29 protein-coding genes and 1 pseudogene are annotated in these 20587 nt (G+C 33.0%); 21 read left to right on the forward strand and 9 right to left on the reverse strand.

Going from position 1 to position 20587, the window contains the following annotated elements; all coding sequences use genetic code 11:
- The first annotated feature begins 4 nt into the window (after positions 1 to 4).
- The 3 genes from NSQ92_RS08325 (at position 5) to NSQ92_RS08335 (ending at position 3704) form a co-directional block, all read left to right on the forward strand.
- On the forward strand, positions 5 to 2629 hold the full coding sequence (locus NSQ92_RS08325; protein ID WP_095257417.1) for a DUF2309 domain-containing protein: 2625 nt from the start codon (positions 5 to 7) through the stop codon (positions 2627 to 2629).
- A gap of 32 nt (positions 2630 to 2661) precedes the next feature.
- Positions 2662 to 3159, forward strand: coding sequence for a carbonic anhydrase (locus tag NSQ92_RS08330; protein WP_047940243.1), 498 nt, complete (start codon positions 2662 to 2664; stop codon positions 3157 to 3159).
- Between the two features lie 179 nt (positions 3160 to 3338).
- A complete protein-coding gene (locus NSQ92_RS08335; RefSeq protein WP_047940244.1) occupies positions 3339 to 3704 on the forward strand; it encodes a DUF2294 domain-containing protein in 366 nt (121 codons plus the stop codon).
- 138 nt (positions 3705 to 3842) lie between these two features.
- Here NSQ92_RS08335 and NSQ92_RS08340 read toward each other — a convergent pair whose 3' ends face one another.
- The 4 genes from NSQ92_RS08340 to NSQ92_RS08355 all read right to left on the reverse strand — a co-directional run bounded on the left by NSQ92_RS08340 (position 3843) and on the right by NSQ92_RS08355 (position 5666).
- Positions 3843 to 4706: an IS3 family transposase gene (locus NSQ92_RS08340; protein ID WP_341152558.1), complete on the reverse strand. Its 864-nt coding sequence runs from the start codon at positions 4704 to 4706 to the stop codon at positions 3843 to 3845.
- Between the two features lie 8 nt (positions 4707 to 4714).
- Complete coding sequence (locus NSQ92_RS08345; RefSeq protein WP_061800473.1) at positions 4715 to 5035, reverse strand: helix-turn-helix domain-containing protein; 321 nt, start codon at positions 5033 to 5035, stop codon at positions 4715 to 4717.
- Positions 5036 to 5156: 121 nt separating this feature from the next.
- Positions 5157 to 5360 (reverse strand): helix-turn-helix transcriptional regulator, encoded by a 204-nt coding sequence (locus NSQ92_RS08350; RefSeq protein WP_047940247.1) that lies wholly within the window; start codon positions 5358 to 5360, stop codon positions 5157 to 5159.
- Complete coding sequence (locus tag NSQ92_RS08355) at positions 5361 to 5666, reverse strand: hypothetical protein (protein WP_141232309.1); 306 nt, start codon at positions 5664 to 5666, stop codon at positions 5361 to 5363. It lies immediately after the preceding gene.
- A gap of 459 nt (positions 5667 to 6125) precedes the next feature.
- On the opposite strand from NSQ92_RS08355, the pseudogene NSQ92_RS08360 reads away from it, so the two are divergent.
- The 10 genes and pseudogenes from NSQ92_RS08360 to NSQ92_RS08400 form a co-directional block, all read left to right on the forward strand.
- A pseudogene (locus NSQ92_RS08360) lies at positions 6126 to 6308 on the forward strand (DUF6241 domain-containing protein); the annotation flags it as partial.
- Positions 6309 to 6329: 21 nt separating this feature from the next.
- Positions 6330 to 7307 carry a DUF1835 domain-containing protein gene (locus NSQ92_RS08365; protein ID WP_341152559.1) on the forward strand — a complete coding sequence of 326 codons (978 nt, stop codon included), beginning with the start codon at positions 6330 to 6332 and terminating at the stop codon, positions 7305 to 7307.
- On the forward strand, positions 7279 to 7374 hold the full coding sequence (locus NSQ92_RS26815) for a hypothetical protein (RefSeq protein ID WP_445669268.1): 96 nt from the start codon (positions 7279 to 7281) through the stop codon (positions 7372 to 7374). Before NSQ92_RS08365 ends, NSQ92_RS26815 begins: the two co-directional genes overlap by 29 nt.
- Before the next feature lie 48 nt (positions 7375 to 7422).
- Positions 7423 to 7758: a hypothetical protein gene (locus NSQ92_RS08370; protein WP_095257414.1), complete on the forward strand. Its 336-nt coding sequence runs from the start codon at positions 7423 to 7425 to the stop codon at positions 7756 to 7758.
- Between the two features lie 128 nt (positions 7759 to 7886).
- The gene (locus NSQ92_RS08375; RefSeq protein ID WP_172866901.1) at positions 7887 to 8072 is read left to right on the forward strand and encodes a hypothetical protein; all 186 of its coding nucleotides are present in this window, start codon (positions 7887 to 7889) and stop codon (positions 8070 to 8072) included.
- 75 nt (positions 8073 to 8147) lie between these two features.
- Entirely contained in the window at positions 8148 to 8357 is a 210-nt protein-coding gene (locus NSQ92_RS08380; protein WP_061800469.1) for a hypothetical protein, read from the forward strand.
- A gap of 789 nt (positions 8358 to 9146) precedes the next feature.
- Positions 9147 to 9485 carry a DMT family transporter gene (locus NSQ92_RS08385; RefSeq protein WP_061800467.1) on the forward strand — a complete coding sequence of 113 codons (339 nt, stop codon included), beginning with the start codon at positions 9147 to 9149 and terminating at the stop codon, positions 9483 to 9485.
- Positions 9486 to 9492: 7 nt separating this feature from the next.
- Positions 9493 to 9804, forward strand: a complete 312-nt coding sequence (locus NSQ92_RS08390) for a DMT family transporter (RefSeq protein WP_047940253.1) — start codon at positions 9493 to 9495, stop codon at positions 9802 to 9804.
- 13 nt (positions 9805 to 9817) lie between these two features.
- Positions 9818 to 10396, forward strand: coding sequence for a TetR/AcrR family transcriptional regulator (locus NSQ92_RS08395; RefSeq protein ID WP_341152560.1), 579 nt, complete (start codon positions 9818 to 9820; stop codon positions 10394 to 10396).
- A gap of 21 nt (positions 10397 to 10417) precedes the next feature.
- Complete coding sequence (locus NSQ92_RS08400; protein ID WP_047940255.1) at positions 10418 to 10855, forward strand: hypothetical protein; 438 nt, start codon at positions 10418 to 10420, stop codon at positions 10853 to 10855.
- Positions 10856 to 10872: 17 nt separating this feature from the next.
- Here NSQ92_RS08400 and NSQ92_RS08405 read toward each other — a convergent pair whose 3' ends face one another.
- Entirely contained in the window at positions 10873 to 11085 is a 213-nt protein-coding gene (locus tag NSQ92_RS08405; RefSeq protein ID WP_341152561.1) for a hypothetical protein, read from the reverse strand.
- A gap of 264 nt (positions 11086 to 11349) precedes the next feature.
- Positions 11350 to 11844, reverse strand: coding sequence for a GNAT family N-acetyltransferase (locus NSQ92_RS08410; RefSeq protein WP_053215554.1), 495 nt, complete (start codon positions 11842 to 11844; stop codon positions 11350 to 11352).
- Positions 11845 to 12745: 901 nt separating this feature from the next.
- Between NSQ92_RS08410 and NSQ92_RS08415 the strand changes: the two genes are divergently transcribed.
- From NSQ92_RS08415 to NSQ92_RS08430, 4 genes are all read left to right on the forward strand, one after another.
- The gene (locus NSQ92_RS08415; RefSeq protein ID WP_047940257.1) at positions 12746 to 13033 is read left to right on the forward strand and encodes a hypothetical protein; all 288 of its coding nucleotides are present in this window, start codon (positions 12746 to 12748) and stop codon (positions 13031 to 13033) included.
- Between the two features lie 160 nt (positions 13034 to 13193).
- The gene (locus NSQ92_RS08420; RefSeq protein ID WP_341152562.1) at positions 13194 to 13787 is read left to right on the forward strand and encodes a dienelactone hydrolase family protein; all 594 of its coding nucleotides are present in this window, start codon (positions 13194 to 13196) and stop codon (positions 13785 to 13787) included.
- A gap of 192 nt (positions 13788 to 13979) precedes the next feature.
- Positions 13980 to 14453, forward strand: coding sequence for a DinB family protein (locus NSQ92_RS08425; protein ID WP_341152563.1), 474 nt, complete (start codon positions 13980 to 13982; stop codon positions 14451 to 14453).
- 499 nt (positions 14454 to 14952) lie between these two features.
- Positions 14953 to 15438, forward strand: a complete 486-nt coding sequence (locus tag NSQ92_RS08430) for a tetratricopeptide repeat protein (RefSeq protein ID WP_061800451.1) — start codon at positions 14953 to 14955, stop codon at positions 15436 to 15438.
- A 146-nt stretch (positions 15439 to 15584) separates the two neighbouring features.
- Here the strand turns inward: NSQ92_RS08430 and NSQ92_RS08435 are convergent, their stop codons facing one another.
- Positions 15585 to 15956: a VOC family protein gene (locus NSQ92_RS08435; protein WP_341152564.1), complete on the reverse strand. Its 372-nt coding sequence runs from the start codon at positions 15954 to 15956 to the stop codon at positions 15585 to 15587.
- A gap of 308 nt (positions 15957 to 16264) precedes the next feature.
- On the opposite strand from NSQ92_RS08435, the gene NSQ92_RS08440 reads away from it, so the two are divergent.
- The gene (locus tag NSQ92_RS08440; protein ID WP_172866909.1) at positions 16265 to 16711 is read left to right on the forward strand and encodes a VOC family protein; all 447 of its coding nucleotides are present in this window, start codon (positions 16265 to 16267) and stop codon (positions 16709 to 16711) included.
- A 98-nt stretch (positions 16712 to 16809) separates the two neighbouring features.
- Positions 16810 to 17283 (forward strand): DinB family protein, encoded by a 474-nt coding sequence (locus tag NSQ92_RS08445; protein WP_251687155.1) that lies wholly within the window; start codon positions 16810 to 16812, stop codon positions 17281 to 17283.
- A 130-nt stretch (positions 17284 to 17413) separates the two neighbouring features.
- Here NSQ92_RS08445 and NSQ92_RS08450 read toward each other — a convergent pair whose 3' ends face one another.
- On the reverse strand, positions 17414 to 17821 hold the full coding sequence (locus NSQ92_RS08450) for a hypothetical protein (RefSeq protein ID WP_095320033.1): 408 nt from the start codon (positions 17819 to 17821) through the stop codon (positions 17414 to 17416).
- Positions 17822 to 17933: 112 nt separating this feature from the next.
- Positions 17934 to 18785 carry a sugar nucleotide-binding protein gene (locus tag NSQ92_RS08455; RefSeq protein WP_341152565.1) on the reverse strand — a complete coding sequence of 284 codons (852 nt, stop codon included), beginning with the start codon at positions 18783 to 18785 and terminating at the stop codon, positions 17934 to 17936.
- A 97-nt stretch (positions 18786 to 18882) separates the two neighbouring features.
- Between NSQ92_RS08455 and NSQ92_RS08460 the strand changes: the two genes are divergently transcribed.
- Both NSQ92_RS08460 and NSQ92_RS08465 read left to right on the forward strand, forming a co-directional pair.
- Positions 18883 to 19725, forward strand: a complete 843-nt coding sequence (locus tag NSQ92_RS08460; protein WP_341152566.1) for a nucleotidyltransferase — start codon at positions 18883 to 18885, stop codon at positions 19723 to 19725.
- Between the two features lie 206 nt (positions 19726 to 19931).
- A complete protein-coding gene (locus NSQ92_RS08465; RefSeq protein WP_047944948.1) occupies positions 19932 to 20441 on the forward strand; it encodes a GNAT family N-acetyltransferase in 510 nt (169 codons plus the stop codon).
- Positions 20442 to 20587 lie beyond the last annotated feature (146 nt).

A 20587-nucleotide genomic window follows, 5' to 3' on the forward strand; every position in this document is an offset into this window, starting at 1 on the left:
AGCGTTGAGTATTCCATCTGTATTAACAAAAGCTAGTTCAAATAAAAAAAATATGCCAGATGATTTTGTAGAAGGTGATATTAAGAGTTATGTTGAAGCTGCCAGCAAAGTAATTGCACCGCTGTGGCCAATTTCTACGTTTGCAGCCCGTCATCCGTGGATGGGTCTTGAAAAAAAAACTTTTGATCAAGTGGCAGATTGGTTAAAACAGACTCGTGATGTTGATATTTATCCTAGTGCCTCTATGATCCTTTCAGCGAAAAAAAAGGGAGAAATTAAGGAAGCATTTGTTAAGCAGAAGCTAAAGCAATGGCTTGCATCCAATTCCTTTAATATCCCACAAGATGTGGCAGAGCGTTTTTGCCATGCGGCATTAAATTTGGAACCCATTCCATCCAGCCTGCTCTCATCTCATGAATTAAAGAAAAAAGCAGAAGAATATAGGGAGCAACATTCAGATTCATTCCATTATTCTTCTGTGCAGCCAATCAGTTCTCATCTAGAAAGTAAAGATAAGGAAAGTTTAATCAATATACTCGATTACCATGTTATTAAGTGGTGTAAATTATATCTTGATGAGTCGCAGGCTGCCTGGACAATGCCCCATCGAGAGGAAGGTTTTTATCGTTCTTGGCGCCGGCTGATTAGTTATGATCCTGCCCTTACAAAAAAACAACGTGAAAGTTTAAAAAAGTGGCCAAAAGAGGCAGAAATAGCCTTGAATAAAGGCTTAAATGCTCTTTCTATTCCTGAACCAGAAAAACAGAAATATCTTGAAGCACATTTACTATCTTTGCCTGGATGGGCAGGAATGATGCTCTGGCGTTCTAAACAATCGAGTGAGGAAAATAGCCTGCTAACCGAATATTTAGCAGTAAGAATTTCCTTAGAATGGGTGCTTATCAATCCACAGCTTCCTTTTATTCCGAAAAGCTACGAAAATAATCAGTCCATAGATGGTCTTTTAGCAGCGTTGATTCATTGGGGCAGTCTTTCATTAGAGGAATGGTCTCAGTTGTCTAGTGCACAACAACAAGAATACTTGTTATTTGCAGCAAAATTTGATGAGAAGCTTTGCAGAAAACTCTGGCTGGAAGCTTGGGAGCAAACACATGCTGAACAATTAAGTCAAAAAATTAGTGCGAAACAATTTAGTACAAACGATAAAGCAACAACATTAGCACAATTTGTATTCTGTATAGATGTTCGCTCCGAGCCATTTCGTCGTCAGCTTGAAAAAGAGGGACCATTTGAAACAATAGGAATGGCTGGTTTCTTTGGAGTACCGATAGCCACGAATAAATTAGGAAGCGAACACAGTCACCCATCCTTGCCAATTATGCAAAAGCCATTGCATAAAATCATGGAGAGTACAGATGAGAATGAACTTAAAGCCTTTCAACACCGTCAGCAGACCGTTCATTCCTTTAGCGATACTTTCAAATCGATGAAACAGAATTTACTTGCAAACTTACTATTACCAGAATTAAGTGGTCCTTGGCTAAGTCTCCAAATGGCAGCACGCAGTTTTGTCCCAAAAAGTGCCGATCGCTTCATTCATAATCTACGCAAAAATTGGGTACGTAAACCAAATACAAAACTGGTTCTTAATCATGTTCATCAAACAGAGAACGGGATTCCAATTGGGTTTACCGAGGAAGAGAAAGTTAATTATGCCCGACAAGCATTAAAAATGATGGGGATAACAGAGAATTTCAGCCCATTAGTTGTTATATGTGGACATGGAAGCCATAGTACAAATAACCCTTATGCATCTTCTCTTGATTGTGGTGCCTGTGGCGGGGCTTCAGGTGGATTCAACGCGAGAGTCTTAGCAACTTTGTGTAACCTGCCTGAAGTAAGAAAAGCATTGTCCTTAGAAGGAATAGACATTCCTAAAGAAACGGTTTTCGCAGCTGCTGAGCATAATACAACCGTTGATGAATTAGACTGGATTTACATTCCAGAACTTTCTAAATCAGCACAAGAAGCTTTTCATCGGATTAAAGCCATTTTGCCAAGAGTAAGCAAACAGGCAAATACAGAGCGTTTAGCTAAAATACCGCATTTCTCATCCCAACGCAAAAATCCTCAGTCTGAGGCCCATCAACTAGCAGAGGATTGGAGTGTGATTCGTCCTGAATGGGGCTTAGCTGGTAATGCAGCTTTTATAATTGGTCAACGTGATTTAACAAATGGCTGTGACTTGGAAGGCAGAGTCTTTCTTCATAATTATAAATGGCAGAAGGATGAAAGCGGAGAAATCTTAGATAATATTATTTCAGGTCCAGGAACGGTCACACAATGGATAAATCTAGAATATTACGCATCAACGGTAGCTCCTCATTATTATGGAAGTGGCAATAAGGCAACACAAACCGTAACAGCAGGTCTTGGTGTTATGCAGGGGAATGCGAGTGACTTGTTAACGGGCTTACCGTGGCAGTCTGTTATGCAATCAGATCAAGCTGCATATCATTCACCGCTTCGCTTACTGATTATAATTCAGGCACCCAAAAATTATGTTGAGCGATTATTGCAAAATAATGCTGCATTTCAAGAAAAAGTTCAGAATGGCTGGGTCCGTTTAGCAAGTATTAGCCCAGAAGGCCATTGGGAGAATTGGTAAAGAACGGTTTCCATAACAAAGGAGGGTACGAGATGATTTTAGATAAAACAAAAAAAGTGTTATTTTTGATGGATGTTGGAGATGGATTGGAATCTATTATAAAAGAGGAAACCAATATACAGCCAGAAAACATGCTGACTATAAAATGCTTTGGTCCTGTTATCTCTAATCCTTTTGGAGATATAATGAGGTCAATTATTATTGCTGTCTTTCAGGAAAATGTAGAAGAAATTTTTGTTGTCGGAACAAGCAATGAGGTCAATCGTTTTATTTCTCTAGAAGGACAATTTAAGTCAAGAATCCAGACATTGGATTATCTTCTTCAAAATAGCATGCCTGAATTTACTGGTGAAACGATTAATGAATGGCTAAATGGAAAACAAAATACTGGTGACAATATCAAAAATTGTGTTAAGATGATTTGTCATCATCCATTAGTGCCGCCAACAGTAAAAGTGAGAGGTCTACTGATTAATCATCAAGATGGAAAGTCTTCTGTTGTGGAAATAAATACAAATAAAACTGCTTAAAAAGGTTAAAATATGCTAATGCTGATGGTGCTGCAAATCAGATTAGTATATATTCTTTTATATGAAAGAGGTTTAAACCGATTTGTATTTAGCTTAATGATATACAAGTGTTAAATCATCTTGAAAGACAAATATAGAAAAATAAGTTTTTATCTGTTTAATAGGGGATGCATAATAAAATGAAATTAACAAAAGGTGCTTGTGAAGCAGAAATAAGTAAAGCAATAACACAATGGGAAAAGGATTTTCTTGGTCGGGGATCCTTATCTGTTAAAACTGATATATTACGCGATATGATCATAGTGAATTTGCAGGGCATTCTAACACCAGCGGAATATACGGTGTGTGAAACAAAAGAAGGACTATTAACCATTAAGAAAACACGCTCCGAATTAGTGGAATCAGGTGTTGAAGAACTAAAAAAATGTATATTAACCATTACTGGAGAGGAAGTAAAAAGCTTTCATACAGACTTAAGCTCACGTACAGGTGAACGAGTGATGGTATTTAAATTATATAATAATGTAGAAAATCTCTTTGCGTAAAAGGTTATTATCAATTTTTTATAAAAGAAAATAAAGACACTTAATCAGACTGCGCATAACTTCTATTTATCTTCTTTCATTTAAAGAATAAAAACCCGAATTGGACTTACCCCTGTCAAGTAGACAGCTTTAAAAAGACTAAGCAGCCATCTGGTGTCGATATTCTATCGGTGCCAGGTGGTTGAGTCGTTTTTGGAAGCGTTGGAAGTTATAGAAATAGATGTATTGTTCAACAGCTTGTCTCACTGCTACTTCCGAATTATCGTGTAACAGATACAAACACTCACTTTTAAAGTGAGAGAAGAATGACTCTATACAAGCATTATCGTGGCAGTTTCCTTTACGAGAATGACTGCCTATCATGCCAAGTTGTTCTACTGTTTGATGATATTTAATTGATGTGTATTGAAAGCCTTGGTCGGAGTGAATGATGCTTCGATACACATTTCTTTTTGCCGTCAATTCCTGTAGCGTATCCATGACTAGTTCTAAATCGTTACGTTCGCTAATCTTCCAAGCAACAATTTCGTTGTTATATAAATCTTGCACAGCCGATAAGTAGAGAAAACCACCTTTCGTTGGTAGATACGTAATATCTGTCACGAGTACCTCATTTTCTACACGCTCTTTAAATTGGCGCTCTAACACATTATCAAATACACGCGATATACGATTTCCCCATACTCTACGCTTTTTACGGATAATCGATTGAATACCCAGCTCAGTCATTAACCGATAAACTTTCTTATGATTTACATGAAATCCTTTATCTCGTAAAGCGATTTTCATATGGGGGTAACCATACATTTTATGCGTTTGATGAATCGCTAAAATGAGCTCCTTTAAAAGGATATCATCCTGTTTACGTAATGATACCTTGCCATTTTTGAGCCACTTATAATAGCCTGAACGTTCTACTTTTGCCATTTCAGTGAGCCAAGTAATTGGATAACGATCTTTCATTTCTTCGATAATGTGATAACGATCTGGGAAAGTAGGCATTCCTCCGTTTACAGATTTGGATACTGCTTTTTTAGGTATTCAACCTGAGCCTTATAATAATCACGTTCTTCTTCTACATGCTTAAAATGAATTCTTTTACCTTTTAGTGGATTCTTCACACCTTTTGCGCCAGAACCTACCGATGGAAGGCGTTCAAAGGCTTCAATTGAGCCTACTTCTTTGAATTTCTTAACCCAAGCCTTCACTTGAGAAACATTACGAATTTCATAACGATCCGCAATTTTTTGCATACTCTCATTGCCTGTTAAATAGGCTTGTACAATTTCTAATTTCAAATCATTTGAATACGTATTATTTTTTCTAGACATAGAAAAATCCCCTTTAAGTAAATGTTTATCTACAGCGTACTGTAGTTTTTTTAACATTGTCTACCTAAAGGGGAGCATATCATAATATCAATTTGGGTTTTTATTCTTTATAACTGCCTCATTATTTGCTAACAGTGTCGTATATAAAAAGTTCGTCTACCGTGGTAGCCAATGCAGAGGCTAGGCTAAATGCTAATTGTAAAGTGGGATCATATTTATCATTTTCAATTGCATTTATCGTTTGTCTTGTCACATTACATAGTTTTGCTAATTCTTCTTGAGATAATTTTGACGATTTTCTTAATTCTCTAATACGATTTTTCATTTATCCACCATATTTCCTCTTAGATAATAGTAATGAAATTAAATATATAACTGAAATTGTAACAAGTAAACTAAATGGTTTCATCCCCTCATAATGGCTGTTCGTCCAAGTTGTTACATAGATAGACTCAATAATCTCTAACAATAAAATACCGATTACAACTACAAAAGTGTATGATTGTGCTCTCATTTTAATGTAAATTGCTCTTTCGTCTCCTAATTTTGGTAATGACACCAGATTCGTCACAATTAATAGAGTACAGATTGCAAAAATAATAAGTGATAAAGCAACTATCCAATTCATCATTCAATCTCCTTTTTTTAAAAAAGTAAAAAGTATTTGACATTTTCATTTTATCATTCGTTCTGTAAATGTCAAATTGTTTTTACATTTTTATTTGTGACAAATAGGAATAATCATGCAATGAAACAATAGAAATTTAAAGCCAAGTCCATATAAGGTTAAGTGGGGGAATGACCGTACCTTTACTTTTACTGTAACGTACATGCCCCACTAGGCTTGCAGCCAAAGTAAATAAATAGATCCTAATACTGTATTTTTAATAATTCTCCATTGATTTTAATAACCAGCATAAAGCAAGTATAATCCCTTTTCCTCATTTCCTTAGTGAATATAATAGATGTTTGATTAAGCTCTAACTTGCCATATTTTTTGTTTATAAATAATTCAATAGTTGGAATATTATGTTATTATTGGTATAGAAAGATAATAATAAAGTATATTAGAAATTAAAAAGTATACGCGCCCGATAAGTGGGGCGCAGTGCAAATGACTAATGATAGAGTGGACAGGCTTTATGATATTGTAAAAAACAGTAGTTTCTCCAATAGAGATATCCTTTTAGGGGTTTTGGAGAGGCTAATATTAATATCTTATCTGTTGATGAAAAAGGGAAGAGAAGTAACTGAAAATACAAAACTATTTTAACTAGTCAAAAGGGGAAAAATTATGATTCATAAATTAAAAGAATACGTTGAGAATACAAGTGAAGAAGAAGTAAGGTCATTGTTATTTCTTATTCTGCTACAAATAAGTGTGGAAGAACAGCCAGATGAGGAACTTGCGAAAAGTTTAAGAAGAACTTATCAAAATTATTTACAGGCTAAAACAATTCAACCAAAGATTGAAAATAAAAGGGATTATAAGGTTGTACATATTGCTTTTGGTGAGTCTGCTGCTGGCAGTTTAAGAATGGCACTTAAAGAAATGGGAGTGCAGGATGAGGAAAAAGTTATCTGTTTTTCAGATGATTTTTCCTTTGGACCTTTATGGAAGATAGAGGAGGAAATGGGGCTCGCACTTAGGCACAAATGGTTAATAAACCATATTAATTATGATGAGAATTACTTATTAAGCTATAAGAGAAGATTCTATAAAACAATTTTAGAAGTAAAGAATATTAAAGAACATGCCCATATCTTCATTTGGGCAGGCGAAAATGCTGATGAACAAACGGCACAACGCTTTGTTATTTCTTTATTACAAAATAAAACGAATGATATTTTCTTAATTAATCCTCTGGAATCTTATGAAGAGATAGCTTTCAAATCGGATGCAAAGGACTATGCAATACATACTGGCTTGTTTTCATCTGAGGAGTTACAAGCCATTTATCAAAAAAATAACCAGAAACAGCCACTTACAATGAGTACACGAGTTAAGTACATAAATGAGTGGAAGCAAATATCCCAACAGAATAAAAATTTAAGAATCTGGGCGGATAAGAAAATTGATAATGTTGCAGAAGACTATTACGATAATTATATAATAAAAACAGCTAAAATATTACATAAAGAACAGAATAACGCAGATTTTATAAAATCTGCGCGGCATATAGGGAGAGATTATTGGAAATCTCAATCAAAGAATCGGAGATATTTACTTCGAATATCGATTAATCCGATTAGTATTAAAAGGGATATTTGAACTAGAAGGGGTTCCTAAAGCCATGCGGTATTACAGTGTTAAGCTGCAAGAAAGTTATCTGTATTAAAATCTTTCATTGTTTACTATATATAGTAAACGTTAAGGAGAATCTTTAATGATAGAAAATGAAGAACAAACAGACATTTTTAAATTAGCAATAAAGAAGCTCTGCAAACTAAATAATATTTCTCCCCGAAAACCGAGATTTGAAATCATAGACAACTTTGTTGTGATAAATATTAAAAATCATTTAAAAGATGGCGTAGATTCCGACTGTTTTTTCATATTGAACTTGATATACCAAATAATAGGACCATTGGGAATAAAGTTTCATCAACAATTAATGCTCTTTCCGAACTCGAGGAGAGTAGCTAGCATAGCTGTTTCTTTTAAAAAGAAGGATTATGATGCATTAAATAGGAATTTGAAGGAAGGCCGCATTCCTAATTAATAAATATTTATACATATATAACTTAGCGAAACTAAATGGCCCCATAAACGTATGTATAAATATAGTAAAAATCATGTTTTGAATGGATTTCAAACAAAGAAACTAAGTTAACTAATAGGGGGGATGAAATGAATAAAGTTACGATCTTGATAATCATTGGCATATTCCTATTTATGACTGGAATTTACGTATCTGCTTTTCTATCCGCAAATTGGGTGATGATTGGTACAGCGTTCACTGTTGGAGGTGGCATTATTACGGGCGGAAGCTCATATTTTCTAATAAATACAAAAAATAGCCAACCACCAAAATGACTAAAAGATAGTAAAAATAGAGCTCGAAAAAGGTGAACATTCAAGAAGAAAATGCCTTTGACAAAGGGGACAAATATGCCTACTAACAAAGGGAATAAACATCCCAAATTGGAAAACTATTTAATATATGGAATGATTTTTGGATTATTAGCTGGTTCCTTATTAGGTACATTTGCTATGATTGCAGGGCATGTATTTATAGCAATAGGCAGCTACGGAGCAGGAGTATCTTTGGGAATGTTGATAGGAACCTTGTTATATACCATTAAAAAACGAAGTAGCTAAATATAATTATATTTACTGGAAGAGAAAGCAATTATCCACATAGAGATAAAGAAATCAAGTTTACTATCAACAATTATGATTTTTTTTGTAATTAAACGGAGGTACTTTAGTGGAAGTTGTTTAATAGGTAACCGGATAGAAATGATTAAAAAAGGAACCAATAAGTATTTCGTCAAAGAACTGGAAACAGGTTATATAGTTATTGGTGATTAGGCCGATATATTGTTCCTTTGTAAAGAACATAAGAATGAGTTGAATAGTGATTTTAAAGATAAGTTTCTTGCCGAAATGAGTAGAGTATCAGAAGCAGTATATAATTATGAGCTTTTAGGAAATGGCGATCCTCACATGCACTGGCACATTTTCCCAAGCAGCGAACAAAAACCTAATCCAACTCACCCAGTATGGTGTGGACACCTAGAGAGCAAATGTATGCTGAGAATTTGAAAGTAAATGATGAAGAACTATCTGCATTGAAAAAAATTATTAGTAAGTGAATTGGATAAGATAATGCATAATACTAAGTGAAAAACCCCGAAAGAGAAATTAGCACACATAATTTCTCTTTTTTGTTTGGATTAACAAATAGATCTTCCCACATGAAACTATGAAAGAAATATAATCTAACACCCATCTTCCTTTTATGTTAATCAATTTGACAGTTTAGCAAATTACAACTGAATCCTTACTGGAGAAAACTTTTTCAGGTGTTGTCTTGACGTAGAGACTAATGTGTGACAAAATTAACTACCGAACGGTTGGTAGTTATGTATAAGGGAGGTAATTAATTTGAATAAATATTGGATGATGGTTTTTAGTGCTGGAATCGTGGAGGTTGCGTGGGTTTCTGGCTTAAAACATGCATCAAGTTTTTGGGAATGGAGTGGAACCATAATAGCAATTGTCATTAGTTTTTATCTAATGATATATACGACAAGATATTTGCCAATTGGAACAGTTTACGCTGTATTTACAGGATTGGGAACTGCAGGGACAGTGATCGCAGAAATAGTTTTATTTAATGAACCGATTAATATAGCAAAAATAATTTTGATGCTTGTATTATTAATTGGGGTAATTGGCTTGAAAATGGTTACAGATGAAGCAGCAAATCAGGAGGAGGCTTGAATAATAAATGGCATGGTTAGCTTTAATTGCAGCAGGTTGTTGTGAGATAATTGGCGTTATTAATATTAAACGGTTAACGATGAAAAAATGGGATGCACTTCTTTATTTAGTCATTGGATTTATGTGTAGCTTTGCGTTGTTATCCTATGCGATGAAAACTATATCAATGGGAACGGCATATGGCGTATGGACTGGAATTGGTACAGTTGGTTCTGCTCTATTAGGGATGTTTGTATATGGAGAACCAAAGGATGGCAAAAGAATTTTATTTATTTCTATGATACTTGTTGCAGCTGTTGGTTTAAAACTAATCTCGTAAAGGAGAGAGTCCGATGAAAAAAGAAGAAATAAAAAAAGCGGCAATTAAGTTCTTTTTGCAAAATGGGTTTGAAGGAGCTTCTCTTTCAGAAATTGCAGAGGAAGCTGGGATAAAGAAAGCCTCTATTTATTCTCATTTTAAAGGGAAAGATGAATTATTTCTTGAAGTATTAAGGGAAGCAAAAGCAGAAGAAATAACACGCAAAGCGTATTATTTCGAAAAAGAAGACTGTCATAATCCTGAAACTTTTCTTTACGAATATTTACTATACACAAAAGAATTGTTCCAAGAGAATGAAATGTTGAAGTTTTGGCTAAGAATGGGATTTTTCCCACCCTTACATTTATATGATGTCATCCAAAAAGAGGTTTTTGAAGCAGAGCAATTTCAAGAAGAACTAATTGCTCAAAAAAGCAGCAAATGGATCGAACATAGCCAAATTTATGTAAAAGATACTAACACATTTAACCTAGCATTTACAGGAATCATCATGGCAATTATGGTAGAAATAGTTTATTTTAATTCGGAAAAAAGAGTAGATGATAAGCTAGAAGCTTTATGGGAAGTTTTTTGGAAGGGTGTTTCCAGTTAAATAAGAAAGGAGGGGAAATTATTGCAAAAAAACATTATCATGCATTTCCCATTAAATACAGAACAAAATAGCTCCTTAGAACCAAATAGTTATTGGCGCCAAATAATGAAGTACTTTTTACAAAAAGCAGATAGTATTGAAATTCATTGTTGGAATGAAGAAACAACCACAATAGAAGAAATTAAATCCCAATTTTATCTTGATACGGACATAATTCAAGAGGATAAATTAACGATTTTCCACGGGAAGAACACAGCTGCTTTCACTCAATATATTTCAAATAAAGCTGGAGCGTTAAAATGGTTTACTGTAAATTTAATGAATGGTAAAACGAGGGTATTACATTCCAGTCATTGGGGAACAGAGATTTTTGTTCCCAATGTTACGGAACAGGAAATATCCTTTATCAAAAGTGTAAGTCCAAAAGATGCTTTAATTGAAAGCTATCTATTGGAGTAAAAAATGGAATGGAGGTTTTAAGCCTCACCAAATCCTACTGCAAATGCTACTAATGTAAAAAAAACACCTGCTGCCCCATTTAGAAGCACTCCAAGGATAATATTGCTCCATTTTTTTGAAAAAATAGCCAAGATAATGCCTGTTAGAGATAAAATAAGGAAAAGCAAGAAGAAAATCCCTGCATTTTTGGTGTTGAGAAATAAGGATAATATAATACAAATACCTACCATAAGCAGGGACAACCATCCATTTTTAGTCACCAGTCACTTATCGCAGTAATATATTTTACAATATATTCAAACAAAAACGAGGGTTATTACCAATAAATTTAAATGTTGCATAATTTTTAGAAAGTTATTATAAATTAGCCCTTTTATGCTCAGGTAAGCGTATTTTTCATAACTATTTTGGTAGTTTTAGCATTGATTTTAACTTTTTTGTACCATCTAAAGCAAAAACAAAAGAACAAGTTAAAAGACCTTCCTCTACTCTTATTAAGAACAATGATTTTTTAAATCTTTTGTCATTACAGTGAAAATCATTGGATGCCCGTAGAAATCCCCATTATTTTCCTTGGTAATCTTAAATCCTTCTTTTTCATAAAATGATATATTAGGATTTCCTTTATAAACCGTTAACGAGAGAGTCCAAGGATCAGAGAATTTATTAACTCCTATGTTCAATAATTGTCTGCCGATTCCTTGCCCTTGGAAATTTGGATGGATATAGAGGGACTCTAAGTATATATCCTTCTTGTATAAATCTCCTGAAAAAAATGCATATCCTGTAATTTCATCCTTACTTTCTGCAACAAGCGTTAGAGAAGAGTTAAGTCGTTTATCCATTTCACCATCTGAATAAGCATCATTTAAAACTTTCGCTTGTATTCCTTCTGGAATGATTTCACTATATGTATTTTTCCAAGTGACAGCAGCAATTTCCCGGATGGAATCTATATCTAATCTATTCATATCTCTAACAGTAATCATACTTACCTCATCTCCATTTAATGGTGTTTACCAATAAATAGTAACATAGATCATTCTCTTAAACTATGTAGAAACTAAAGGTGAGGATATTTATATAGTAATAACGAGGTGTGGAAGAAATAAGTTCAGGATATATGTAGTTTGGCTGATAAGCCCCCATTTTTGGCTGATAAAATCAAAGTTTGGCTGATAAGCCCCTAGTTTTGGCTGATAAAATTAAAGTTTGGCTTGATAAGCTCCTAATTTTGGCTGATAAAATTAAAGTTTGGCTGATTCCCACTTAACTTTGGCTGAAAAAAATGAAGTTTGGCTGATAAGCCCCCAGTTTTGGCTGATAAAATTAAAGTTTGGCTGATAAGCTCCTAGTTTTGGCTGAAAAAAATGAAGTTTGGCTGATAAGCCCCTAGCTTTGGCTGATAAAATTAAAGTTTGGCTGATAAGCTCCTAGTTTTGGCTGATAAATTTACAATTTGGCTAATTCACTCCTTGCAATTGTTTATATCTGCAAGAAGAATGATATTTTTTCAACAGATGACAGAGCCTTTGATAAATTTAAATCAAAAATGGAACCAATGAATGTTTATTAGAAAAACATATCAAAACTTTTGAACAAATTTAAGAAAGACCACTTGACGTGACTTATGTGAGGGATAGAGATAGTTAACTGTTGAGTTTGAATATCTTACTGGCATATATGCTAATTATATTTACAACAAAAGATAAAACTCAGACTTTCAATCATTTTTTCATTAAAAAGCACTGGTAGAAGAACTTACCGCAGAGTTAGATTAAATAGAAGCAAACATAGTGTCTTTGGAAATAATGGCAGTATGTTATACTAAATATAACCTATGTAAAAAATTTACTTTTAGTCATTAAGAGAAATATTTGGAGGAGGAAAATGAGAAAATTCTTTTCGATTTTGTCTGTAATTTCCACATTATTAGGATTTCTTCTGTTTATTTCGTTGTCACAAAATGATGAAAAGCTTCTTACCGCTTTATCTTTTGGAACTAAGGGATATCCCTTTATTGTTTTACTAAATCTATACAATATTATAGGTTTCTTGTTTGCTATTTTCGCAGAAAAGAATAAGTATAGAATTTTATTATTTCTTTTTAGTATTTCAATGATATTAACTAGTCTATTTGTAACATTTGTTGCTCTGTATGGTTTCCGAGAACCTTAATAACCCCAATTTATCAGGCTAAATAAGTTATATAGTATTAGTGAGAATAGCTGCGTATTAAGAGATAAGTGTTTGTTTATTGAGGGAGGATAGTTGAATAAGAAATGATTTAATCTCTATTGGTTATATAATTGAAGATTACCTTTGAGGAGAAATAAAAATGCTTCAAATACTGAGAAAATCAGATAATTTAATTATTGTCATACATGAAATCTATGGCATTAATCAACATATAAAGAATTTTTGTGATATATTATCAAAACAGGATTTTGATGTAATCTGCCCAAACTTATTAGAACGAGAACAACCATTTGATTATTCTGAGGAGAAAATTGCCTATCACAATTTTATGGAGACTGTAGGATTCTCCGATGCTGCAGATAAAATAAAGAATTTATTAGCAGGTGTTAAAAATAAATATCAAAAAATATATATTATTGGATTTAGTGTAGGGGCAACGATTGCTTGGTTGTGCAGCGAGGAAGATTGTCTTGATGGGGTTGTGGGATACTATGGTTCGAGAATAAGGAATTTCACGAAAATAGTACCACTATGTCCTATAATTTTATTCTTTCCTCAAGAGGAGCAATCATTTAATGTGGATGAGTTAATTTTAAATTTAGATAAAAAGAATATAGAAGTACATAAATATATTGGACATCACGGATTTAGCGACCCATACTCTATAAAATTTAATGAGAAATCATCCCAACAAGCTTTCAATGAAATGCTAAACTTCTTAAAGAAACATTGATTTATTAAACAATGTTGATATTCATCTAAAGGGGCAAGTTCATGAAGGATTTTTATCGGTTATTCAATAATCGAGCCTTATTTTTAAATAGCATTCTTTTATGAAATGTTACCAAAAGAAGATTTTGGGACTTTGAAATATTTATTCGAGGTTCTCGCAAATAAATGCGAATAAATATATGGGGTGGTACAATTGCTAAAACAGAAATTAGAAATTTTAGAGCATCAACAGAAATTTATAGGATTTATACAAAAATTAGAAAATTTTAATGAAAATCTGCTTAGAAAACCAATTGGAGAAGGAAAATGGTCTGTCATAGAAATCATAGGCCACTTTTATGCTTGGGATGAATTTGTTTTTCAATACAGAATTCCATATTTATTATCAGCTAAAGATTTGCCAAAAGGTTCTAAAGCTGATGATTTAAACTCTCAATCTGCATTAATTGCTAGAACCGAAGATATAGAGAGTACCTTTAAAAAATGCATACATATTCGATACGAGTTAATTAATCAGTTAAGCAACATATCTGATGATAATTGGTTAATTGAATTACAGATTAATCAATCTAAACTAACACTTTATGAGTACTTAAAAGGATTAATGGAACACGATCTACATCATTTTAAACAAATAAAATCTGCTCTTAAACTATATGATTATTAGTGCAAAAGTTTCTATGCAAGCTAAAATTATCTGTTGTATTTAACTTGAAATTTTGTTTAGTTAAATATAAATAACATTCCATCATGAAAAAGTTCTATTTTCCCAATTTTAGTAGATTTTCTATATCATAAACGAATGTAATGATATTTTTTCCTTTTCCATGTCTAAACACATCCGTAGTACATTCTCCTAACCCACATAAATTAAATCAATATTTCTTCTCATTAATCCTTCCTATAGGTGGGAAGTGGACCTTTTTGAGACCTAGTACTTTTAATACTAGAATTACCATCAAGCAATATCCATTTTTCTCTTTCAATAAAGGCCATTTCAAGTACTCCTTAGAATGATTTTTCTTGTTGAATACTCCATTTCAGTTTATTTTTCTTCATAGAACAAATGGTGTAGCGAAGGAAGGAATTTAATGATTCAAATAGAATTACTAATAGAACTGCGTTAGGATAAAAGACGTAGAGGAAAAGAATTGGAGATGTATGTGATGAATATCAAACTTAATAAAGCTTTAGATCTACGGAAGAATGGTAATTTTAAAGAATCTAACGAAGTGCTTAGTGAATTGGTAAGGGATTTCCCAGAGGATGCTATATATAATTATCAATATGCCTGGAGCTTTGATATATTGGGAGAAGAAGAAAAGGCGGTGCCATATTACGAAAATGCTATAAAAATAGGATTACCTTCTAAGGATATGGAAGGTGCTATATTGGGATTAGGGAGTACATATAGAGCTTTAGGAGAATATGAAAATTCAAAAGACGTATTCCTAAAAGGAATGGAATTATTCCCAGATAATCATGCAATTCAAGTATTTTATTCCATGACCTTATACAATTTAAAAGAACATAGTAAAGCGATGGAGCTGATACTAAAGTGTTTAATTAATACGACAAATGACACTGAATTACTAAGTTATAAAAGAGCTATAAATTTCTATTCAGATAAATTAGATGAAACTTGGAAGTAATTTATATATTCAACTAAGTTTTGCGTCCCTTCCTCAAATAAGGAGAGGACTGCTCTATGTCACAAAAGGGACAGCTTAGCTAATAAAAAACTTTATTATAAATGAATAATGGATACCGAAAAAATTTGGTATCCATTGAAGCTAATTTATTTAGCTTCCACTTCACTAATAAATGCATGCGTATTGCCTTCTGTATCTTTAAAGAAAGTCATCCAAGTTTCCATTCCACTTATCTTTGCCACAATATGTGGTTCGTCGACAAAGGATATTCCCTCATTTGTAAATTTTTCATAGGTTTTCTTTATGTTTTCGACTTGAAAGTAAAGGACAGAACTTGGATAAGCAAACTCTTCTTTTTCAGGTAAACTGAGTAGAATTCTTGTTCCATTACAATCGAAAAATGCCATTGTATCTGTTGAAAAAAGTAAGGGAAGATCAAGAGCCTTGTAAAACTTTACTGCTCTATTAATGTCTTTAACTGGTACTCCGATTTGATTTATCTTTTGTATAGTAGTCATTATTCTCTCCTTTATTATGTCTTACTGCTTATAATAATTCATTGTAGGAATTAAGAATAGGTATAAATTGTACAATAATTAACTGTTCGGAGGAACAAAACCAATAAATTAATGCTGAAACGGATAAGTATGTAGTGGACTTTGACCCAAATTATGGACTTAGATAACTAGTTTGGATGCATAATCTAAAAATATAGAACGGTTGTAATGTGATTCAGGAACAAAGACCTAGAAATACAATGGGGCAAAGTGGAAGAAAATAAAATGATAGATGAAATATTAAACAAAAACATTAAAGGGGAAAGAAATTGATAAAAGGATTATATGAAGCACATCTACCTGTCAAAGATTTAAAAATTTCAATCGAATTTTATAAAAAATTAGGTTTAAAATTATATAAGAGATATGAAAAAGCAGCATTCTTTTGGATTGAGGAAGGAAAAAGTTGGATTGGTTTATGGGAGGGACCGGAATCAAAAATACCATATCACGTTTCATTGAGGCATATTGCTTTTTATGTTGATTTAGACGATATGAAAAAAGCAAAAGTTTGGTTAAAGGAACGAGGAATTGAAGTAAGAGATGAATTTCATCAAGGTACAGAAGAACCTGTAGTTGTACCGAGCCAAGCTCACGCTATGATTTACTTTGATGACCCAGATGGGAACCATTTGGAGTTTATCACAAGATTACCAAAAGAAATTGATCAATCAGAAAAAATGTATTTGAGTAAATGGGAGCAAATGTACTCGTAATTTATTGGAATAAAATTGTATATATAATGTAATAATACAGGAGTTTTCAGAAGGTCGTCGAAATAGAATATTTATAATAAGAAGGAGTGTGATTGGTTATGTCTCTTGCTAAAGACGTTTTGGAAGATCAATTGTTAGCAAATGCGAACGATCCTAGCTGGTATGTACCGTTTTCTGAATCAGTTGTAAATTTAACAGAGGAAGAAGCGTTTTGGAAACCTAATGAAGAAAGTAATAGTATTGCAGAAATTGTCCAACATCTTCTTTACTGGAATGAAACTTGGCAAACGAGATACAAAGAATCTCATGTAAATGCTGTTGCTTCCATAAATGATAATAATGAAAGCTTTATTATTCCAGAAAATAAAACGTTTGCTGACTTAAAAAAGTCCCTCTTAGCTGTTCTGCTTCAATGGCAAGACCTACTGACGCAAGAAAAGGTAGATAATGATGTAATTGGTTTCCCGGAGAAGGCAAAGTGGTGGCAAGTTCTAGGAAATTTGTCTACTCATAACGCCTACCACATTGGACAAATTGTTTACATTCGGAAGCTGCAAAAAAGTTGGAGATAATATGCTAATAGCAAGGAAATCGCTTATTTTGAACATCCATTGACTTAAATGAATAATTGCTATTTTTTCATTTATACGCTTTGTTGAAATACAATGGTGCATTTTGAACTAAAGAGTCTAATTGTTGTTTTCACCTTTTATAAAGTGAAAAATTAAGTATTAATATATAAAAAGGATAAATCATCAATCCTCCTATTGCTAAAAGACCAGTAACTGGGTTAGGCTCATCTTCACCATGAGTCATTGGAAATAAAACAGCAAATAGATAAACCAAAAGTACAAGATATGGCAGCCAAAGAAGGATAGTCCAAAAACTTGCCTTTCGCCCATCCAACCACTTTTTCGTTAAAAGAATGATTAGTATTGTACCAATAACAAATTCAACAATAATGGCAGTACCAGTTATCATATTTATCGTTCCAAATTCCCAATTGGTCAGTCTGTTTATCCTGTAAACATTTAACATTAGTTCGATCGGAACAAAAAATATAAGAGCATATAGCATACTAATAACATGTAACTTTAAGAAAAATTTCATTTTATAAAACCTCCATTATTTTCTAGAAATTGTTGGACTTTATTCTATAAAAAATAAATGACAGTTTATCTAATAATTTTTAAAAAGATTATTTTTTAATTTGTCTTCCTTTCTATTCTATACCGCTTTGCTCCTCAACATTGCGAAAGTATGTTTTCAGTAAGCTAGCGGCTTTTTGGGTATTTAAAGAAGTATCAAAAGCATGAAAAGCTTTTTCGTACTTGTTAATGGAAAAGGGCAGAAGATTGGTAGTTGCAAATCCAAGTTGCGATAATCTTTTGACATAAAAAGAATAATAGCTTTCTTTCTGTATTGGACCAACGTGTAAAACGCCTGTTAAATTCATATTGATGATTTCGATTATTGCTTTTGATAAATCATCAATATGAACAAACGTTTTGAACGTATTGGCAGGGGTATTCGCATATCCATACTTTTTAATCTCATGAATGAGACGTTTTGTTCTGGCTTCAATATCTTGATTAGCATTTTTTCCATAAATAGGACCTGTACGAATAATTATATGGTTTGTATGATTTGTCAGGAGCAATTCTTCCCCTACGTGTTTGGCATTTATATATGTAGATAACGGTGCTTCGTTAGGTAAAAATCCTGGTAGATCTGTTTCAGAATAGTTACCTTTGCCGTCGACAAAAACAGCATCTGTTGACAAATATATTAATTTTGTTTTTGGGGGAATGGCAGTTAATATATTGTTGAGCCCAATTTCAATAAGCTGCATTTCATTTTCTCCATCCATCAAAGACCAAATAACAACATCAGGATCAATATGGTTCATTAGTTGTGTTACTTGATGTTTGTTATTTATGTCCAGTTGTAAAATATGTGAATGGGCATTTGGAAAACGGGAAGTTCCGTAAACAGAAAAATCAGAGATGGATGAGGCAAGTGCAAATAAGGAAAATCCTAAAAATCCAGTTGACCCTAATATGATAATTTTCATAAGCAATACTCCTAGTCCGAGTTTAGAAAAATCTGTTAATATAATAGTATCATAATTTAATTGGAAGAATCATGAAATTCTTTTAAAGGAGAGATTATTGATAGAAATTAAAAATATTGGGCATTTTTGTCGGACAGATTCAAGAGGCCATATCATAAATGATTCGAGTATAAATGCCATAAAACCTGAATTTAAATATATTATAGATGCGGTAATAGAAACATATCAATCTTATTTAGGAGAACATTTACATAGTGTGTATATTAGGGGTTCTATTCCTCGCGGATTAGGAATAGATAATGTATCAGATTTGGATACGATAGCTATTACCAATAAAAATATTGATGCCATTGACTTAAATTGGGTGGATAAGGCAGAACAAGCTTTAAATGAAAACTTTAAAGAAGTTGATGGCGTTGAACTTAGTTTCTATTTTATTGAAAATATTTTAGAGACTACTAACTTTTCAATAATCCCGTTTATGATAAAAACTCATAGCATTTGTGTTTACGGAAAAGATATAAGTGTTTTTTTACCTAACTATAAAGCAGACAAAACACTTGCCAATGAACATCTTGTGAATTTAAGAAGTCAAATTCAACAAGCAAAAGAAGAACTTACTGGGAACGAAGATGTTGAAGATGTATTGGATTGCTGCAGATGGATAATGAAAATCATTGTTAGGGCAGGACTAGCACTGGTTCTAGTGGAAGAAAACAAATACACAAGGGATCTGTACCCGGCATATAAACTATTTTCTGAACATTTTCCAAGCAAAGAATCCGAAATGAAACAAGCACTGGAGTATGCTGTTAATCCAATAAGTAATTCAGAAGTTATTATAAATTTTTTAAATGAATTGGGAGAATGGATGATAAGTATCACGGAAAAATGGCTGCAAGTTTATAATCCTAATATGGAAAGAAATATGAAAATATAAAGTAATAGAGGAAAATCATTTAGTTACAGGTTGATACTATAGAACTTTCTGTGTCTGCCATTAAGAAAGCAGACTGTAGAATTGTCCAAGGACCTATTAATCGTGAATGTGAAGTTGTTGAGGCAGATCCAGATGGATAGAAAATACAATTTCCCGACCTTTGTGTTAATGGGTGTTACATAATATAAATAACAGGGGGTGAGATTGTGATTGAAGTTAGAAAAGCGGAACCGAAAGATGTAGAAGGAATTGCGAAGGTTTGCAGGGATGGCTACTGGGCAACATATGAAGATCTCTGTTCAAAAGAATATATTACTAGAATTATTTCAACGTTTTATAATCGGGAAAGAATTCACAGGGAAGTTACGGAAACAAGTAGAGAATGGGGAGGCTATTTTGTTGCCATTGATAATGATGAAGTAGTTGGTGCCATCGGTGGTGGCATGATAAATGATACCGCTGGCGAAGTGTTTGTTTTTTACATCAGTCCGGATAGACGGAATGAAGGCATTGGTACAAAATTATTAGATGTTCTCACAAAACAGCAGAAGGAAGAGTTCGCAGCAAGTGAGCAATGGGTGTCAGTAGCGAAAGGTAATCAAAAAGGAATCCCATTCTATGAAGCGAAAGGATTTATTTTTAAGAAAGAACAAGATACATACGGCAATGTAGAAGGAGAGAGTTACACTTCCTTGCGATATTGTCGAGTAATTTAAAAGCAGAAAGTAATTAACTATAAATGTACACATTTTTCCATATGTATTTTAGTAGACCATCTAATGTGATTTCTTAGGTGGTCTTTTGAATTCTTTTAAATGGAAACAATGATCGAATTATGCTAATAAATGAACCATGGGAATTT

It is taken from the genome of Niallia sp. FSL M8-0099 (assembly GCF_038006945.1).
Taxonomy (GTDB): domain Bacteria; phylum Bacillota; class Bacilli; order Bacillales; family Cytobacillaceae; genus Niallia; species Niallia circulans.

Bases quoted from the DNA above. Each gene is read 5' to 3' on its own strand.
- NSQ92_RS08345 (WP_061800473.1), bottom strand. From the start codon at position 5,035: ATGTCTAGAAAAAATAATACGTATTCAAATGATTTGAAATTAGAAATT.
- NSQ92_RS08365 (WP_341152559.1), top strand. From the start codon at position 6,330: ATGATTCATAAATTAAAAGAATACGTTGAGAATACAAGTGAAGAAGAA.
- NSQ92_RS08430 (WP_061800451.1), top strand. From the start codon at position 14,953: ATGAATATCAAACTTAATAAAGCTTTAGATCTACGGAAGAATGGTAAT.
- NSQ92_RS08450 (WP_095320033.1), bottom strand. From the start codon at position 17,821: ATGAAATTTTTCTTAAAGTTACATGTTATTAGTATGCTATATGCTCTT.
- NSQ92_RS08405 (WP_341152561.1), bottom strand. From the start codon at position 11,085: ATGGTAGGTATTTGTATTATATTATCCTTATTTCTCAACACCAAAAAT.
- NSQ92_RS08415 (WP_047940257.1), top strand. From the start codon at position 12,746: ATGAGAAAATTCTTTTCGATTTTGTCTGTAATTTCCACATTATTAGGA.
- NSQ92_RS08375 (WP_172866901.1), top strand. From the start codon at position 7,887: ATGAATAAAGTTACGATCTTGATAATCATTGGCATATTCCTATTTATG.
- NSQ92_RS08350 (WP_047940247.1), bottom strand. From the start codon at position 5,360: ATGAAAAATCGTATTAGAGAATTAAGAAAATCGTCAAAATTATCTCAA.
- NSQ92_RS08335 (WP_047940244.1), top strand. From the start codon at position 3,339: ATGAAATTAACAAAAGGTGCTTGTGAAGCAGAAATAAGTAAAGCAATA.
- NSQ92_RS08355 (WP_141232309.1), bottom strand. From the start codon at position 5,666: ATGATGAATTGGATAGTTGCTTTATCACTTATTATTTTTGCAATCTGT.
- NSQ92_RS08370 (WP_095257414.1), top strand. From the start codon at position 7,423: ATGATAGAAAATGAAGAACAAACAGACATTTTTAAATTAGCAATAAAG.
- NSQ92_RS08380 (WP_061800469.1), top strand. From the start codon at position 8,148: ATGCCTACTAACAAAGGGAATAAACATCCCAAATTGGAAAACTATTTA.
- NSQ92_RS08410 (WP_053215554.1), bottom strand. From the start codon at position 11,844: ATGATTACTGTTAGAGATATGAATAGATTAGATATAGATTCCATCCGG.
- NSQ92_RS08390 (WP_047940253.1), top strand. From the start codon at position 9,493: ATGGCATGGTTAGCTTTAATTGCAGCAGGTTGTTGTGAGATAATTGGC.
- NSQ92_RS08435 (WP_341152564.1), bottom strand. From the start codon at position 15,956: ATGACTACTATACAAAAGATAAATCAAATCGGAGTACCAGTTAAAGAC.
- NSQ92_RS08445 (WP_251687155.1), top strand. From the start codon at position 16,810: ATGTCTCTTGCTAAAGACGTTTTGGAAGATCAATTGTTAGCAAATGCG.
- NSQ92_RS08330 (WP_047940243.1), top strand. From the start codon at position 2,662: ATGATTTTAGATAAAACAAAAAAAGTGTTATTTTTGATGGATGTTGGA.
- NSQ92_RS08340 (WP_341152558.1), bottom strand. From the start codon at position 4,706: ATGCCTACTTTCCCAGATCGTTATCACATTATCGAAGAAATGAAAGAT.
- NSQ92_RS08395 (WP_341152560.1), top strand. From the start codon at position 9,818: ATGAAAAAAGAAGAAATAAAAAAAGCGGCAATTAAGTTCTTTTTGCAA.
- NSQ92_RS08455 (WP_341152565.1), bottom strand. From the start codon at position 18,785: ATGAAAATTATCATATTAGGGTCAACTGGATTTTTAGGATTTTCCTTA.
- NSQ92_RS08420 (WP_341152562.1), top strand. From the start codon at position 13,194: ATGCTTCAAATACTGAGAAAATCAGATAATTTAATTATTGTCATACAT.